Raw genomic sequence first — 17,501 nt, forward strand, 5'->3', positions numbered from 1 at the left:
GTTATCTCCGCGTCATCAGAAGAACAGTGACGGATCGCCCGCCCGTTTGGTCAGGCGACCGTTTGCCATAATGCCCATGCTTTCCAGCCAGCGTTCAAACTCCGGTGACGGACGCAGGTTGAGTAACTGACGCACTGTGGCGGTGTCATGGAAGGCGGTGGTCTGATAGTTGAGCATGATGTCATCGCCCAGCGGCATCCCCATGATGTAGTTGCAGCCTGCGGTAGCAAGCAGGATCATCAGGTTTTCGTTGAGGTTCTGGTCAGCGTCAGCGTGGTTGGTGTAGCAGCAGTCACAGCCCATAGAGATGCCGCTCAGCTTGCCCATAAAGTGATCTTCTAAGCCCGCGCGGATAATCTGCCGGTCATTGTAGAGATACTCCGGCCCAATAAAACCGACCACGGTGTTGACGATAAACGGGTCGTAATGGCGCGCCAGCCCGTAGTTTCGCGCTTCCATCGTCACCTGGTCAGCGCCGAAATTAGCGCCAGCGGAGAGCGCAGAACCTTGCCCGGTTTCGAAGTAGAGGCAGTTTTCCCCGGCAATACGGTTGAACTCCGCGCCCACTGCGCGGGCTTCGTCAAGCATCGCCAGCTCCACGCCAAACTCTTTCAGCCCTTTTTCACTGCCGCAAATACTCTGGAAAATCAGGCCGCCCGGCGCGCCGCGACGGATCGCTTCGATCTGGGTGGTGACATGCGCCAGCACGCAGCCCTGAGTTGGAATGTTGAATTTGTCGATAACACCGTAAATGGTGTCCAGCACGCGGCTTAAGTTTTCCACGTCATCAGTCACCGGGTTAACGCCAATCACCGCATCGCCCACGCCGAAAGAAAGCCCTTCGTAGATTTGTGCGGCAATACTTTGCACGTCGTCACGGGTATCATTTGGCTGCAAACGGGCGCTGAAAGTGCCTGGGATACCGATGGTGGTATTGGCCTTTTTGATCACCGGCATTTTCTTCGCGCCGTAGATGAGATCCGCGTTGGAACAAATCTTCGCCACCGCCGCGACCACTTCCGAGGTCAGCCCTTTGCGGGTAAAGGCAATGTCATCCACGCTGGTTTCGTCGCTCAGCACATACTCGCGCAGTTCGCTGATGCTCCAGTTTTTAATCTGGTTGTAGGCCGTTTCGTTAACGTCGTCCTGAATCAGCCGCGTTACGCAGTCCTCTTCATAAGAAATCACCGGATTATTGCGGATATCCGCCACCGTCATTTCCGACAACACCTGCTTTGCCGCCACGCGCTCCTGCGAGCTTGCCGCTGCAACGCCCGCCAGCACATCCCCCGAACGCAGTTCGTTGGCTTTAGCCAGCACCTCTTTTACATCCTTAAACTGATATACATTGCCGAACAATGTGGTCTTTAGTTTCATAAGTCGTTCCCTCAGGAAGGAAATGCGAGTGATTTCACCGTCACCGGCACAACCGATCCGCCAAAAAGAGGCGTACCAATGTCGATATAGTCCCCCGCGCGAACAATCACTTCGTCAATGACTGCCAACGGGAGTTGTTGTAGCTGTGGGCGCAATAACATGCCCAGAGCTTTACCAAAGTCCTGCCCGGCTACCACCAGCAGGGGATGCGGATTCGGAAAACGCGCGACGAAATCGACCAGCGCGTTGATGACCGTCAGTACCGAGGCGTAACGCACCGGAAGCCCGGCGGGAAGCGCCAGCACGTACGCGTCAGTTTTGGGGCATAGATCAAGCTGAATCAGCGCCTGTTGCCAGCCATTCACCAGATCCGTTTCATCAATTGGGATCGCCACTGGCAAATTGCGCAGCGGCAGTTGTACGCCCTCCAGCCAGATAGTGCTGCCCGAGAGCGAAAGGGTATGCGCGCCCGCGCCAATCACCGTGGCGCGCACGGTTTGCGCCGGAAACTGCACGTTCATTTCACGCAGGCGCGGATGCTCATGCAGCGCCGTTGCCAGCAACGGGCCAATATCGGCAAAACAGAACGGGTCAGCGGGCTGGTGGCGATAACATTCGCCAACCCCGCCGGAGAGCGTAATGATTTCCGGCGTAGCGCCTGCGGGCAGCAAACCGGTTTGCATCAATGCCTGCGCGAGCGGCGAGAGCGTACCGTCAATCACTTCGACAATCAGCGCCGCCATCCGCCGGGTGACCTGCACCAGTTGCGCACCGGTCAGTGAACGGGCATCGGTGCCTGCGCCGAAGCACTCATCCACAATCATCTGCCCCGGTTTATGGGCGTAAACCACGCGCCCCTGGCTGTCGGTTTCCAGCAGGCGACCGCCGACGTTGAGGCAGGCAGTCCCGCTGATTTTTCCGGCATCGAACAGGGCGTAGTTCGCGGTGCCACCGCCGATGTCAATATTCAGTACCCGACATAACCGTTGTTCAGAAAGGGTTTGCGCCCCGGCGCCGTGGCCTGCAATCACGGATTCGAGATGCGGTCCGGCGCTGGCGACGACAAAATCGCCCAGCGACCGGGAGAGCGCCATCACCGCCGGACGGGCATTGCGGGTTTTCGCGCTTTCGCCGGTGATGATGATGGCGCCGGAATCAACGCTTTCCGGCGCGATGCCTGCGGCCTGATATTGCTCGAGGATTAAGGATTTCAGTTCCGCTTCTTTTAGCCCGCCCTGTTTATCGACAGGGGTAAAGAACACCGGGCTTTGCCAGCTAATTTCGCGTTTGATAAATTCGTAGCGCGGCACCTGCGACACCGCCGCACGGTTAACCAGTTCCAGATGGGAGAAGATCACCTGAGTGGTGGTGGTGCCGATATCAATACCGACGCTCAGTAGCTGGCGAGTGCTCACGATTGCGCCTCCGCTGCGTTTTTAGCCGTTGCCGCGTCTTCTTTTGGCACCAGCATCATCGCCACGCCAATCGCCGTGACGCCGCCGATCAGCTTGCCAACAATCATCGGGAAGATCATGGCGTTCATGTTGGCAGCCGCGAAGCCTAAATGGTCGCCCAGGGCGAAGGCTGCGGAAACGGCGAAGGCACAGTTGATGACTTTGCCGCGAGTATCCATCTGCTTCATCATGCCGAACATCGGGATATTGTTGGCAAGCGTCGCCACCATGCCTGCTGCCGCGATATTGTTCATATTCAGCACTTTACCGACGCTCATCAGCGGTTTTTCAAACCAGCGGGTCAGCAGCAGTACCATCGGATACGCGCCAAGCAGGACGCAGGAGATCGAACCGATAACCTCAATCGCGCGCATCACTTCACCAGGTTTATCGCCAGGCGCCATAAAGATGGGATCAAGACCGGGGATCAGTTCCCAACCAAGCAGGAATTTCACCACCGCAGCAGCAAGACCGAGGGTGATTAATGCAACGAGGAATTTGGCGAAGATCTGGAAGCCGTTGATCATTTTTTCCGGGATGAACTTCAGCCCCAGCGCCACCAGCACCGCAACGATAAGCACCGGGATCATGTTCATCAGAATCAGGGCGAAGGTGAACTCCACCGGCTGGCCGTTGATCTGTACGCCGGAGTACATTGCCACCAGGCCACCGGCAATACAGCCAATCGGAATGGTCACAATGCCCGCCAGTACGCCGAGCGCCAGATAACGACGGTCAGAAGGTTCGATAATGCCGAGCGCCACCGGAATGGAAAACACAATCGTTGGCCCCATCATCGATCCGAGAATTAACCCAGAGTATAGCCACGCTGCTACGTCACCGCCCGCCAGCTCTTTGGCGAGGAAGAAGCCGCCCATATCGCACGCCAGCAGTGTTCCGGCGAACATGGAAGGGTTTGCGCCGAGCATTTCATAAACGGGGATGATTACCGGCCCAAGTACATGCGCCAGTACCGGTGCCAGCGCGGTCATACCGACCATCGCCAGGCCCAGTGCGCCCATCGCCATAAAGCCTTCTTCGAACTGCCCGCCCGATCCTTCAATACTTTTACCGAATTTACCGAGGAAACGTGCAGAACCGCCGAACTGCGACAAGATCCTGTCTACGGCCGCTATCAGCATAAAGAACATCATGATGTACATGATGATTTCGTTAATTCCCATCGCCTTTACTCCCTGTTAGTTGTTATTTATTGGCGGATGCGGCGTAAACGCCTTATCCGCCCTACATGTGCAATCCTGTAGGTCGGATAAGACGCGGAAAGCGTCGCATCCGGCATTTATTGTGCTGCTGCGTACAGACCGACAATCTGTTCCAGGCTGGCGGTACGCGGATTACTGCGCAGACAAATATCTTCCAGTGCGGCCTGCGCCCATGCGCCGTAATGCGCAGATGTCGCACCAACATCGCCCAGTCGTTTACCAATCCCAACTTCCGCAATCAGCTCACTAACCGCGTTAATAGCATCACGCTCGTCGGATTTTTTAGTTCGCAGCGCCCTGCCTACCTGGCTAAAACGTTCGCGGCATACCATCCGGTTAAACTCCATCACCGTTGGCAGCAGCATGGCATTCACCAGACCGTGCGGAATATGCAGCGCCGCGCCCGGCTGATGCGCCATCGCGTGGCATAACCCAAGCCCCGCACTGGAAAACGCCATTCCCGCCATGCATGATGCGAGCAACATACTTTCGCGCGCGGCAAGGTCATGACCGTAGCCCACCGCTTTCGGCAGCGATTTACCAATCATCGCAATGGCGCCAATCGCCAGGCTATCGGTAAACGGTGTGGCTTTCAGTGCGCTATACGCTTCAATGGCATGGGTTAACGCATCGATGCCGGTCATCGCCGTGACATGCGACGGCACGCCTTCGGTCAGCGCGGCATCGAGAATCGCCACATCCGGCATCAGCGAGGCATGTGCTAACACCTGCTTGCGCCCGCTCACAGCGTCGATAATCACCGTTACGTTAGTGGTTTCAGAGCCGGTTCCGGCGGTAGTTGGAATGGCAATCAGCGGCAGGCGCGGTTGCAGAACGCGGGTTTCTGACATCTCTGCCAGCGTGCTATCGGGGTTCGTCACCAGCAACGCCACGGCTTTCGCCGCATCGAGCACCGATCCACCGCCAAACGCAATCACCCCATCGCAACCCGATTCACGCAGTTGCGCCACAGCCGCACACACGTCGGTAATGCACGGTTCGCCCACCGGACATGGCCAGAGCGTCATGGCGATACCTTTTACCGCCAGGCTACGCGTCAGCCCGGCGGTCATCCCCGCCTGATGCAACAAGCTGTCTGTCATCACGAACAGATGTTTCAACCCGCGCGTTTGCGCCTGCTGTCCGCAACTGCTCACCGCACCAGAGCCGCAAAGCGTCACCGGTGGAACGCTAAATGTTTTTACCCGTTGCAGATTCAGGGCATCGAATGCCTGAAAGAGCGCGGTCTGCAATTCATTTTGCATAGATCCCCTCCGCTTTCTCTCGCCCGCTACTGGCAATCGCCAGCGGGGTCATAAACAGACTGTGCTGCGGTAAATGCACCTGTAATGTCGGGAATTGTTTGCGAAACAGCTCCGCCACGCCCGGTTGCATACAGGAGCCGCCTGCCAGCCATAAATCAGTAATGCCCTGCCCTGCGATATGCCGCGCGACAATGTCCGCCATTTTTTCGTACACCGGTTTCACCACTGGCCAAATCTCTTCACCGTGACCGCGCTTGTACTGCTCCGCCTCTTCCAGCGGAATACGACGATTTCCGGCGAGCGTCAGAGAAATGTGATGTCCGCCGGTGGCTTCATCCGCCGAGTAGGTCACTTTGCCCTGTTTCACGATGGCAATACCGGTGGTGCCGCCGCCGATATCCACTACGCCTGCGTTATCCAGTTGCAGTAGATCCGCGACTGCGGTTGGCTCATCCAGCACATGGCTGACTTCCAGTCCGGCAGATTCCAGTACGTTGATGGAAATACGCGCATCCGTACCTGGGGGAAATGACGTCGCCGCATGGCTAAAACGGCGACCGAATTGCTGCTCAAGGGTGTCGAGATGGCGACGAACAATGGTGACTGCGCCGAAGAAATCCCAGACGATGCCGTCGCGGACCACATCGGCCCAGTCGAGGCATACCGCCACCGGCTGACCTTCGCGGTCGACAACCATCGACACCACATCGCAGGTGCCCAGATCCACCCCCAGCCACAGCGGAGACTCCGTCGCGCCAGGCGTCTGGTTACACAGCGTTGCCGCCGTTTGCAGACGCGGGGTGAGCCATTGTTCGTCGTGCGCCATCGGTTACTCCTTAAACAATGCGAAACGCATCGACTAATACACAGCGACGCAGACGGACAAACGTCCGTGCGCTGGTTACCCCTTCACCGGTTGGCGTGGTGATGGTCATGGTGGTCCAGCCTTCCCCGCCCAGACCCAGCCCGGCAATGCACGGTCCGTTCTTAACGAAAATGCTGGTATCAATGGCGTTCGCCATCTGGTTCATGTTTTCGATATTGCGCGAGTGCATTGCCGCCGTATGGTGGCAACCGCCTTCCAGTTTCACCGCCAGCGCAATGGCATCCGCCACATTGGCGACGCGCACCACCGGCAGTACCGGCATCATCAGTTCGGTCACGGCAAACGGATGTTCTGCGGTGGTTTCTACAAACAGCAAGCGCGTTTCTTGCGGCACGTTCAGACCGATTGCCGCCGCGATTTTCGCCGCATCGCGACCTACCCAGTCGCGGCTGACTGTGCCCTTTCCGCGTTCGTCGATATTTTTCAGCAACACCGGTTGCAACTGCTGCGCCTGCTCTGCGGTCAGTTTCACCGCGTTCTGGCCTTCCATCAGACGCATCAGTTCATCGGCTACGCTATCGACGACAATCAGTACCTTTTCATCGGCACAAATAATGTTGTTATCGAAAGAAGCGCCTTTGACAATGGACTGAGCGGCACGGGCAAGGTCGGCGGTTTCATCCACCACTACCGGCGGGTTGCCTGCACCTGCGGCTATCAGACGTTTATTGGTGTGTTTACGCGCCGCTTCCACCACTGCTTCGCCGCCGGTCACCACCAAAAGGCCGATGCCCGGAAACTTGAACAAGCGTTGCGCGGTTTCGATATCCGGATTTGCCACGGTCACCAGTAAGTTTTCCGGCCCGCCTGCGGCAACAATCGCCTGGTTGAGCAGCGTAATCGCCCGCTGGGAGACTTTTTTCGCCGCCGGATGCGGGGCAAAAATGACGCTGTTGCCCGCCGCAATCAGGCTGATGGCGTTATTAATTACGGTTGCCGCCGGGTTAGTGGACGGCGTCACCGAAGCCACCACGCCCCAGGGCGCGTTTTCAATTAGGGTCAGGCCGTTGTCGCCGGTCAGCACCTGCGCAGAGAGACACTCAACGCCCGGCGTACCGCGCGCCTGAGCGACGTTTTTGGCAAATTTATCTTCCACGCGCCCCATGCCGGTTTCACTGACGGCAAGTTCCGCTAAATCTCTGGCGTGTTTTTCGCCTGCTTCACGAATGGCAGCAATAGCTAACTGGCGCATTGCCACGCTTTTTAACCCTTGCTGAGCAATTTTGGCTGCCGCAACGGCGTCATCCAGGGAAGCGAAAACGCCCATCTCATGAACGACGGCGGGCGGCATGTCACTGCTTTGCATTTTCAGCAGTACCGCTTTCACCACCTGTTCAATATCCTGTTGATTCATGATGTTCTGCCTTATTTGTGGAAAATTACCTGACCGCCAGAGACCACCTCATCGACGATGCCAATCACGCACAGATCGACCGGTGACGTTTCGCTTTTATGCGCCTGGCGGGCGGAACTGCCACTCACCAGCAACACCCACTCCCCGGTTCCTGCGCCAATGTTGTCGATGGCAACGGCACACTGCCCGTCAGGGTTTCCCTGTGAATCAATCATTTCCACCATCAGCAATTTGTCATGCGCCAGTCCGTGATGGCGTACGGTACAAACAATTTGTCCAGTGACGACTGCCAGTTTCATACCCGCCTCCGTGGCGTATTTCAGGTAAAAGCTCCCCCTACCCTCCGCAGAAGGTAAATAGAAAAAGGAGAGAGCGTGACGCCCGAATCGACGTCACACAGGGTGATTACAGGTTACTGCTGTCGCCTTTCAGGCCGATCGGGAACACTTCTTCCAGGTCGCCGTGCGGACGCGGAATAACGTGGACAGATACTAGCTCGCCGATACGCTGTGCCGCTGCGGCACCGGCATCGGTCGCCGCTTTACAGGCAGCAACATCACCGCGAACCATCGCAGTACACAGGCCGCCGCCAATCTGCTTAACACCAACCAGTTTGACGCGCGCAGCTTTTACCATCGCGTCAGAAGCCTCAATCAGTGCAACCAGGCCCCGGGTTTCGATCATTCCTAATGCTTCCATTGTGTTTTCCTCTTTATAGGGGTCCAGAACGGGACCGTTCATTCAACCAGTGTTTGTAAACTGCTTTCGCGGTTCACTTCTGTCTGACGCGGTACGGCTGCCACCAGCGCCAGTTCGATAATTTCCTGTACGCTACAGCCACGAGAGAGATCGTGCATCGGCGCGGCAAGCCCTTGTATCAACGGTCCGACGGCACGATATCCGCCAAGTCGTTGTGCGATTTTGTAGCCAATATTTCCTGCCTCCAGCGACGGAAAAACCATTACATTCGCTTTGCCCTGTAGCGGGCTGGCAGGCGCTTTTTGCGCCGCGACATCCGGCACGAAGGCGGCGTCAAACTGTAATTCTCCATCCACCACAAGCTGTGGCGCGCGTTCACGGACGATTTCGGTCGCCTGCTGAACGTTAGCAACGCAGGGGTGACGGGCGCTGCCGTTGCTGGAAAACGACAGCATCGCCACGCGCGGTTCTTCTCCGGTGATAGCGCGCCAGGTGTCGGCGCTGGCAAGCGCGATATCCGCCAGTTGCGCCGCCGTCGGCTGTGGCACCACGCTGCAATCGGCAAAACCCAACGCGGAGCCGCTGTACTGCGGCAGCATCAGGAAAATGGAGGAGAGCGTTTTACAGCCCGGCTGCAAACCAATAATGCGTAATCCGGCGCGTAACACATTCGCCGTGGAAGAGAGGTTGCCCGCAATGCAAACATTCGCTTTACCGGCGCTGACCATTGCGGCGGCAAACATCAGCGGATCGGTGAGTTTATCCAGCGCGTCCGGCGGCGTTTTATCGCCTGCGCGAGCAAGCCAGCGGTGGGCAAATTCTTCCCGCATCGCAAGATTGCTGTGTGGATCAATCACCTGTAGCCCGTCCATCGCCACGCCGTGACTGAGCGCAAACTGGCGAAGTTCAAACGGATTGGCGACCAGAATGGGCGTTGCCAGACCTTGTTGATGTAAATATTGCGCGGCTTTCAGCACACGTTGATCTAACGCATCCGGAAAAATCACTCTGGCGGGCGCTCGCAACGCCAGTTCACGACAACGTTCAATTATCATGGCGTCTCTCCCAGTCGTTGTTGGATCTGCGTCACCGTTAGCGGCTGCTTCGTCACGCTCAGGATCATCATCACGTAAACTGTGCTGGAAAGGCGGTTCAGCGCCTGCAAGATGTCCGGGCGTAATACTTCAAAACTGCGGGTGATAAACACCTGCGCCGCTACGGTTTCGGTTTCACGCACTTTGGTGCGTAGCAGATTGAGCAACGCGGCATCGCGCCCGTGGCTGGCTTCCGGCACCAGATGATCGTGATCGAGATAACGCAGAGGCTGATGGGAAAGCCGATGCAGGTCTTCGTCTGAAAGCCCGACAATCGCCTGGCAGCCCAGCGGTTCTCCCAGCGCATCGGCGCGCATAATGTTGCCAAGACGCGAACGGATGTCCGCCAGCCACGGCTGCCACGGTTCCGCCAGTTCAATTTGCAGCCACATTGTCAGCGCAATGGTGCTGTCGAGAACAGCGCGAAAACCCAGGCGCGGATCGCTTTTAGCGACCATTTTTTCCGCCGACAGATGAGTCAGCGTGTCTGGCTTTTTCGCCACCGGCTGGTGGCAGAGTTCGCAGCACGCCTGCGGATATTCATCGCTACTGGTCAGCCCGTGAACGCGCTGCGGCTGCTGCTGTTCATCGTCAACAAACAGGCTGCCCTGCTCGTCAATAAACTTGATGCGCAGATGGCGGCTTTCCAGTAACTCCCGGGCAGAGGGCGTCAGGCGACTGTGCGCAGGGAGATGGATCTCTGCGCCTTCGCTAAGCGTATGGTTCGCTCTTAGCCATGCTTCGGTGATGAAATCTTTCATAGGGATTGCCAGTTAGCCGGCCAGGCGACATACAGGAATTTCACGCTGGATGTCGTACCAAATTCGATGCTGGAACCCTTCGGGATAAACATCACGTCGCCCGCTTTGGCGATCATGGTTTCGCCTTCATGGCGAACGTGCAGTTCACCTTCCAGTACCATGTCGATTTCGTCGTAGTTCAGCTTCCACGGGAAGAAGGCGTTATCCCACTGCATAAAACCCGCAGCCATGCTGCTGCCGTCATTTCCGGTAACCAGGTCGGTCAACCCGACGCATTGAGGCTCCGCGCCGTCAAAACGACCAAACTTCACGCTGCCGCCATCGATAACTTTGATGCCGCCTTTGCCGGTCACCGATTTAAAACTCGACTGCATTGCGCCCTGCTCCAGCGACTGCTTTTCCTTCATCACTTTTTCCATCAGTTGCGCGACCAGGCTTTCGGTAAACTGGCCTTCCGGCAGTTGGGCGATGATGGTTTCGCGAATGCGCTGACTTTCGGTTTTATCGGCAGGCGCGCTGGCAGGAACGGACGCCGTTACCGGAGTCGATTCATCGCATTCGGTGATGGTAAAACCCAGTAGATCCGCCACTTCACGGGCTTCCGGAGTAATAATGCTGGCACGTAGAACCACGGACATTGCCTGTTCGCCGCGCGCATGGGCTTCACGAATATCATTCGCTGTGATGAGTTTTTTCACCTGCTTCCTCCTGTTCGGTGAGAGATGCCAGATAATCCACCAGTTGCTGCACGCTTTGCGGGTCGTGGCTGTTTAGCTCGAAAATCGGCTCTTCAAAGCCAGTCTCGCGCAATAACTGTCGCGTTGCGGCGACGTCAGCATCCGGCATGTCCGTTTTACTGATGACGGCGATTTGCCGTTTAGTGACGCCAATATCCAGCAACCCGGCAGGTAATCGGCTTTCCGGGTCATTCGCGCCGTGGACATATATCAGCATGTCCACATCCTGTAGCGTGGTAATTAAGGCGTGATACCAGCGGGGATGGCTAAAATATTCACCTGGCGTATCAATATCACCCTTATTATTAAATTCCACAGCCTGCGTTTTTCGCGCGAGGGTATAATCCCCTTGCAACGCATTAAATAACGTTGTCTTTCCTGCTCCGACAGCACCCACAAACGCAATTCGTTTCATGAATGCCTCGCATTAACTTTTGGTCATTTCACAAAGCGTATAATTTAATAAGCGCCCTAAACCGCTGACGGTTTGTGATAACGCTTCTTCTACCGCGCCCACCGAGCCATAAATCACCAGCGCGCCGCTAAAACGGTCAAGAAAACCGATATGCACATCGGCGGCTTTCAGTGCTAAATCGCCGGCGATCATCGCTGTTTCACCGGGAGTTAGCGTCATAATGCCGATTGCGCCAGCATCGGGAACGCCGATTTTCTTCGCCAGTTCCTCACCGGGATGCGCAATTAAATGCGCCAGCGTGACCTGTTTACCGGGCACAAATTCCTGAATGATGCGTTCTTTATCCATGAGTCGCCGCCTGTGAAAAATCTGGCGCTATCGTGACAATTTTTTGTCAGAGTAAATAACAAAATTCGGCAAGGGAGTTTAAAAGGTGAGGTAGATCACTAAGAATGGAGAGATATTTTATCTAATGCATAAATTTTCATGTACAGCACATGAATATAATTAAATTGATATTGATTTATTTTTATATGGCGCGCTTTATTATTCGAAAAACAAGTAATAATCCCTTCTGATATATTGCGATAAACCGCTTACCCTGAATATTCAGGGTAAGCGTAAGAGTTAAGAAAGAATTACAGCGGCTGGGTTTGCGCTTCAACCACGGCCAGCGCCACCATGTTGACGATACGACGTACCGACGCGATTGGCGTTAATACGTGAACCGGTTTCGCCACGCCCATCAGCACCGGACCAACGGTTACACCTTCCGAGCTGGAAACGCGTAGTAAGTTGTAACTAATGCGGGCGGCTTCCATATTCGGCATCACCAGAATATTAGCGGAACCTTTCAGAGAGCTGTCCGGCATACGATCGTTGCGAATCGCTTCCACCAGCGCCGCATCACCGTGCATTTCGCCATCAATCATCAGTTCTGGCGCACGTTCCCTGACCAGTTCCAGGGCTTTACGCATTTTGCTGGACGACGGGCAATTTGAAGAACCAAAGTTGGAGTGCGAGAGTAAGGCAACACGCGGCTCAATACCAAAACGACGGACAGTTTCTGCCGCCATCAAGGTGATCTCCGCCAGCTCTTCTGCGTCTGGTTCGTCATTGACGTATGTATCGGCAATAAAGGTGTTACCACTCGGCAGCAGCAGCGCGTTCATGGCACCTGCGGTGTGAACGCCATCGCGATAACCAAAGACATTTTTTACCACGCTAAAGTGTTCATGGTAATCACCCACCGTACCGCAAATCATTGCATCGGCTTCGCCACGCTGAACCATGATCGCGCCGATCACTGTCGGGTTACTGATCAGCGCACGCTGCGCCTGCTCCTGGGTGACACCACGACGCTTCATGATCTGGAAGTATTCGGTCCAGTACTCTTTAAAGCGCGGATCGGATTCGTTATTGACGATCTCAAAATCAACACCCGCTTTGATCTGCAAGCCCAGTTTCTGAATGCGCATTTCGATCACGTTCGGACGACCGATAAGGATCGGTTTCGCCAGTCCCAGCGTTACCAGTTCCTGAGTGGCATGCAGAACGCGCGCCTCTTCCCCTTCCGGCAGAACAACGCGCTTCGGCGCTTTGCGAGCCTGAGAGAAGATCGGCTTCATAAACAGGTTGGTTTTGTAAACGAACTCGGTCAGTTTGTCGATGTAGACGTCGAAATCAGCAATCGGACGCGTCGCCACACCGGACTCCATTGCCGCTTTTGCCACCGCTGGCGCGATCTTGACGATCAGACGCGGATCGAACGGTTTAGGAATGATGTATTCCGGGCCAAAGCTCAGATCCTGATCGCCATAGGCAGAAGCAACCACTTCGCTCTGTTCCGCATGAGCCAGTTCAGCAATCGCACGTACCGCCGCCAGTTTCATCTCTTCATTAATAGCGGTTGCACCAACGTCCAGCGCGCCACGGAAAATGAACGGGAAGCAAAGCACGTTGTTGACCTGGTTTGGATAGTCAGAACGACCAGTACAGATGATGGCATCCGGACGCACTTCTTTCGCCAGCGGCGGCAGAATTTCCGGTTCCGGATTCGCCAGCGCCAGGATCATCGGCGCGCGAGCCATTTTCTTCACCATTTCCTGGGTCAGCACTTTCGGGCCGGAGCAGCCAAGGAAAATATCCGCGCCTTCAATTACATCGTCGAGAGTACGTTTACCGTCATCCACCACCGCATAAGCGGCTTTGGTTTCCGCCATGTTCGGCTCTCGACCCTGATAGATAACGCCTTTCGAGTCACAAACCACGATGTTATGTTTTTGCAGCCCCAGTGCCACCAGCAGGTTCATACAGGCGATGGCGGCTGCCCCCGCGCCGGAAACCACCATCCGCACGTCGGAGATGTTTTTCTCTACCACGCGCAAGCCGTTAAGGATAGCGGCGGTGCTGATGATTGCCGTTCCGTGCTGGTCGTCGTGGAATACCGGAATGTTCATCCGCTGGCGCAGTTTCTGCTCAATATAGAAGCACTCTGGCGCTTTAATGTCTTCGAGGTTGATGCCGCCAAAGGTCGGTTCCAGCGCAGCGACCACTTCGATAAATTTGTCCGGATCGAGTTCATCAACTTCAATGTCAAACACATCAATCCCGGCGAATTTCTTAAACAGAACGCCCTTGCCTTCCATCACTGGTTTGCCTGCCAGCGCGCCAATGTTGCCTAACCCCAGTACCGCCGTACCGTTGGAGATCACCGCCACCAGGTTACCGCGCGCAGTATATTTGTAGGCTTTTAACGGATCTTTCTCGATTTCAAGACAAGGCGCGGCGACGCCAGGTGAGTAGGCCAGCGCCAGATCGCGCTGCGTGGCCAGAGGTTTAGTGGGAGAAACCTGGATTTTCCCTGGAACTGGAAATTCATGGAAATCAAGTGCACTTTGTTTTAACTGGTCATCCATTTGGTTGTTCCTTTCACGTAACGTTCACAAAAATGCGTGGGCAACTGCCTCAGCCCACAACATGGCGCACATTATTACCTTGCCGGAGCTTTCAGACTTTGAGCAAGTCCAAACTCTCCTCATAAAAATAATATTTTGGCAATAATCCTATAACACTGATGTTACCTGCTTAATCCGGCAATACCATGCCTGTCTGCTATGCTTTTTTGATGCGATTAGCAAAATTTCTCAGAAGTGTGAATTAACGCACTCACCTAACACTTTACTTTTCAAGGAGTATTTCCTATGAACGAGTTAGACGGCATCAAACAGTTCACCACTGTCGTGGCAGACAGCGGCGATATTGAGTCCATTCGCCATTATCATCCTCAGGATGCCACCACCAATCCTTCGTTATTACTCAAGGCTGCCGGATTATCACAATATGAGCATTTAATAGACGATGCTATCGCCTGGGGTAAAAAAAATGGTCAAACGCAGGAACAACAAGTGGTAGCTGCCTGCGATAAGCTGGCGGTCAATTTCGGTACAGAAATTCTCAAAATCGTACCCGGTCGTGTATCGACAGAAGTTGACGCACGCCTCTCTTTTGATAAAGAAAAGAGTATTGAGAAAGCGCGTCATCTGGTGGATTTGTACCAGCAGCAGGGCGTTGAGAAATCACGCATTCTGATCAAGCTAGCTTCAACCTGGGAAGGGATCCGCGCGGCAGAAGAGCTGGAAAAAGAAGGCATTAATTGCAATCTGACGCTGCTGTTTTCCTTTGCTCAGGCACGCGCCTGTGCAGAAGCGGGCGTTTTTCTGATTTCGCCATTTGTCGGGCGTATTTATGACTGGTATCAGGCGCGCAAGCCGCTGGATCCGTATGTGGTGGAAGAAGATCCGGGCGTTAAGTCGGTGCGTAATATCTACGACTATTTCAAGCAGCACCGCTATGAAACCATTGTGATGGGCGCAAGTTTCCGCCGTACCGAGCAAATCCTCGCTTTAACCGGTTGCGATCGTCTGACTATCGCGCCGAACTTGCTGAAAGAGTTGCAGGAAAAAGTCTCGCCAGTCGTCCGCAAATTGATCCCGCCTTCTCAGACGTTCCCACGCCCTGCCCCCATGAGCGAAGCGGAGTTCCGTTGGGAGCACAATCAGGATGCGATGGCGGTAGAAAAACTGTCTGAAGGCATCCGCCTGTTCGCCGTCGATCAACGCAAACTGGAAGATCTTCTTGCCGCCAAACTATAAACCAGCCACGGAGTGTTATATGTCCCGAAAAGACCTTGCCAATGCGATTCGCGCGCTCAGTATGGATGCGGTGCAAAAAGCCAATTCTGGTCATCCCGGCGCGCCGATGGGCATGGCCGATATTGCCGAAGTGCTGTGGAACGATTTTCTTAAACATAACCCCACCGATCCAACCTGGTATGATCGCGACCGCTTTATTCTCTCCAACGGTCATGCCTCGATGCTGCTCTACAGTTTGCTGCATCTGACCGGTTACGACCTGCCGCTGGAAGAGCTGAAGAACTTCCGTCAGTTGCATTCGAAAACCCCAGGACACCCTGAGCTTGGCTATACGCCAGGCGTTGAAACCACCACAGGGCCGCTGGGGCAAGGGCTGGCGAACGCGGTTGGACTGGCGATAGCAGAACGTACGCTGGCGGCGCAGTTTAACCAGCCGGATCATGAAATTGTCGATCACTTCACTTATGTGTTTATGGGCGACGGCTGCCTGATGGAAGGTATTTCTCACGAAGTCTGTTCGCTGGCGGGCACGCTGGGGCTAGGCAAGCTGATTGGTTTTTACGATCACAACGGTATTTCCATCGACGGTGAAACCGAAGGCTGGTTTACCGACGATACGGCAAAACGTTTTGAAGCCTATCACTGGCATGTTGTCCATGAAATCGACGGTCACGATCCGCAGGCGGTGAAAGAAGCGATTCTCGAAGCGCAAAGCGTGAAAGATAAGCCGTCGTTGATTATCTGCCGCACGGTGATTGGCTTCGGTTCGCCTAATAAAGCGGGTAAGGAAGAGGCGCACGGCGCACCACTGGGGGAAGAAGAAGTGGCGCTGGCACGGCAAAAACTGGGCTGGCACCATCCGCCATTTGAGATCCCTAAAGAGATTTATCACGCCTGGGATGCCCGCGAAAAAGGCGAAAAAGCGCAGCAGAGCTGGAATGAAAAGTTTGCAGCTTATAAAAAAGCCCATCCGCAACTGGCAGAGGAGTTTACCCGCCGGATGAGCGGAGGTTTGCCGAAGGACTGGGAGAAAACGACGCAGAAATATATCAATGAGTTGCAGGCGAATCCGGCGAAAATCGCTACCCGTAAGGCGTCGCAAAATACGCTTAACGCTTACGGCCCCATGCTGCCGGAACTGCTCGGCGGTTCGGCGGATCTGGCTCCCAGTAACTTAACCATCTGGAAAGGTTCGGTGTCGCTGAAAGAAGATCTGGCAGGGAATTATATTCACTACGGAGTGCGTGAATTTGGTATGACCGCCATCGCCAACGGCATCGCGCACCACGGTGGATTTGTACCGTATACCGCGACGTTCCTGATGTTTGTTGAATACGCCCGCAACGCCGCACGTATGGCGGCGCTGATGAAAGCGCGGCAGATTATGGTTTATACCCATGACTCGATTGGTCTGGGGGAAGATGGTCCGACGCACCAGGCGGTTGAGCAACTGGCCAGTTTGCGCTTAACCCCGAATTTCAGCACCTGGCGACCGTGCGATCAGGTGGAAGCAGCGGTGGGCTGGAAGCTGGCGGTTGAGCGCCACAACGGGCCGACGGCGCTGATCCTCTCAAGGCAGAATCTGGCCCAGGTGGAACGTACGCCGGATCAGGTAAAAGAGATTGCTCGTGGCGGTTATGTGCTGAAAGACAGCGGCGGTAAGCCAGATATTATTTTGATTGCTACCGGTTCAGAGATGGAAATCACCCTGCAAGCGGCGGAGAAATTAGCAGGAGAAGGTCGCAATGTTCGCGTGGTTTCCCTGCCCTCGACCGATATTTTCGACGCCCAGGATGAGGAATATCGGGAGTCGGTGTTGCCTTCTAACGTTGCGGCTCGCGTGGCGGTGGAAGCAGGCATCGCCGATTACTGGTACAAGTATGTTGGTCTGAAAGGGGCAATTGTCGGGATGACAGGTTATGGGGAATCTGCTCCGGCGGATAAGCTGTTCCCGTTCTTTGGCTTTACCGCCGAGAATATTGTGGCAAAAGCGCATAAGGTGCTGGGAGTGAAAGGTGCCGGATGCTGATCGCCTGATGCTGATTGCCGGATGCGACGCTGACGCGTCTTATCCGGCAATCA

General features: G+C 55.1%; 16 protein-coding genes. 2 read left to right on the forward strand and 14 right to left on the reverse strand.

Annotated elements, in window-relative coordinates:
- Nucleotides 1-15: 15 nt before the first annotated feature.
- The 14 genes from eutB to maeB form a co-directional block, all read right to left on the reverse strand.
- A complete protein-coding gene (eutB, locus tag RGV86_RS06355) occupies nucleotides 16-1,377 on the reverse strand; it encodes an ethanolamine ammonia-lyase subunit alpha (RefSeq protein ID WP_000769998.1) in 1,362 nt (453 codons plus the stop codon).
- 11 nt (nucleotides 1,378-1,388) lie between these two features.
- Nucleotides 1,389-2,792 carry an ethanolamine ammonia-lyase reactivating factor EutA gene (eutA, locus tag RGV86_RS06360; protein WP_085461001.1) on the reverse strand — a complete coding sequence of 468 codons (1,404 nt, stop codon included), beginning with the start codon at nucleotides 2,790-2,792 and terminating at the stop codon, nucleotides 1,389-1,391.
- Nucleotides 2,789-4,015, reverse strand: coding sequence for an ethanolamine utilization protein EutH (gene eutH, locus RGV86_RS06365; RefSeq protein WP_000512384.1), 1,227 nt, complete (start codon nucleotides 4,013-4,015; stop codon nucleotides 2,789-2,791). Before eutH ends, eutA begins: the two co-directional genes overlap by 4 nt.
- A 116-nt stretch (nucleotides 4,016-4,131) precedes the next feature.
- Nucleotides 4,132-5,319: an ethanolamine utilization ethanol dehydrogenase EutG gene (eutG, locus tag RGV86_RS06370; protein ID WP_085461002.1), complete on the reverse strand. Its 1,188-nt coding sequence runs from the start codon at nucleotides 5,317-5,319 to the stop codon at nucleotides 4,132-4,134.
- A complete protein-coding gene (gene eutJ / locus RGV86_RS06375) occupies nucleotides 5,309-6,145 on the reverse strand; it encodes an ethanolamine utilization protein EutJ (protein WP_000929746.1) in 837 nt (278 codons plus the stop codon). The genes eutG and eutJ overlap by 11 nt, the downstream gene beginning before the upstream one ends.
- A 10-nt stretch (nucleotides 6,146-6,155) precedes the next feature.
- Nucleotides 6,156-7,559, reverse strand: coding sequence for an aldehyde dehydrogenase family protein (locus RGV86_RS06380; RefSeq protein ID WP_001075654.1), 1,404 nt, complete (start codon nucleotides 7,557-7,559; stop codon nucleotides 6,156-6,158).
- Nucleotides 7,560-7,570: 11 nt separating this feature from the next.
- The gene (gene eutN / locus RGV86_RS06385) at nucleotides 7,571-7,858 is read right to left on the reverse strand and encodes an ethanolamine utilization microcompartment protein EutN (protein ID WP_000762200.1); all 288 of its coding nucleotides are present in this window, start codon (nucleotides 7,856-7,858) and stop codon (nucleotides 7,571-7,573) included.
- A gap of 106 nt (nucleotides 7,859-7,964) precedes the next feature.
- Nucleotides 7,965-8,258 (reverse strand): ethanolamine utilization microcompartment protein EutM, encoded by a 294-nt coding sequence (eutM, locus tag RGV86_RS06390; RefSeq protein WP_000387713.1) that lies wholly within the window; start codon nucleotides 8,256-8,258, stop codon nucleotides 7,965-7,967.
- Between the two features lie 38 nt (nucleotides 8,259-8,296).
- Complete coding sequence (pta, locus tag RGV86_RS06395; protein ID WP_085461003.1) at nucleotides 8,297-9,313, reverse strand: phosphate acetyltransferase; 1,017 nt, start codon at nucleotides 9,311-9,313, stop codon at nucleotides 8,297-8,299.
- Nucleotides 9,310-10,113, reverse strand: coding sequence for an ethanolamine utilization cob(I)yrinic acid a,c-diamide adenosyltransferase EutT (gene eutT / locus RGV86_RS06400; RefSeq protein WP_085461004.1), 804 nt, complete (start codon nucleotides 10,111-10,113; stop codon nucleotides 9,310-9,312). Before eutT ends, pta begins: the two co-directional genes overlap by 4 nt.
- Complete coding sequence (gene eutQ, locus RGV86_RS06405; RefSeq protein ID WP_085461005.1) at nucleotides 10,110-10,811, reverse strand: ethanolamine utilization acetate kinase EutQ; 702 nt, start codon at nucleotides 10,809-10,811, stop codon at nucleotides 10,110-10,112. The genes eutT and eutQ overlap by 4 nt, the downstream gene beginning before the upstream one ends.
- A complete protein-coding gene (gene eutP / locus RGV86_RS06410; protein WP_000820741.1) occupies nucleotides 10,786-11,265 on the reverse strand; it encodes an ethanolamine utilization acetate kinase EutP in 480 nt (159 codons plus the stop codon). The genes eutQ and eutP overlap by 26 nt, the downstream gene beginning before the upstream one ends.
- A 12-nt stretch (nucleotides 11,266-11,277) precedes the next feature.
- Nucleotides 11,278-11,613 (reverse strand): ethanolamine utilization microcompartment protein EutS, encoded by a 336-nt coding sequence (eutS, locus tag RGV86_RS06415; RefSeq protein ID WP_000356956.1) that lies wholly within the window; start codon nucleotides 11,611-11,613, stop codon nucleotides 11,278-11,280.
- A 290-nt stretch (nucleotides 11,614-11,903) separates the two neighbouring features.
- Entirely contained in the window at nucleotides 11,904-14,183 is a 2,280-nt protein-coding gene (gene maeB, locus RGV86_RS06420) for an NADP-dependent oxaloacetate-decarboxylating malate dehydrogenase (protein WP_085461006.1), read from the reverse strand.
- A gap of 285 nt (nucleotides 14,184-14,468) precedes the next feature.
- Between maeB and tal the strand changes: the two genes are divergently transcribed.
- Together tal and tkt are read left to right on the forward strand one after the other, a co-directional pair.
- Nucleotides 14,469-15,419 (forward strand): transaldolase, encoded by a 951-nt coding sequence (gene tal / locus RGV86_RS06425; protein ID WP_001003728.1) that lies wholly within the window; start codon nucleotides 14,469-14,471, stop codon nucleotides 15,417-15,419.
- 19 nt (nucleotides 15,420-15,438) lie between these two features.
- Nucleotides 15,439-17,448, forward strand: a complete 2,010-nt coding sequence (gene tkt, locus RGV86_RS06430) for a transketolase (RefSeq protein ID WP_000087340.1) — start codon at nucleotides 15,439-15,441, stop codon at nucleotides 17,446-17,448.
- The last annotated feature ends 53 nt before the right edge of the window (nucleotides 17,449-17,501 follow it).

This window comes from Escherichia ruysiae (assembly GCF_031323975.1).
Classification (GTDB): Bacteria; Pseudomonadota; Gammaproteobacteria; order Enterobacterales; family Enterobacteriaceae; genus Escherichia; species Escherichia ruysiae.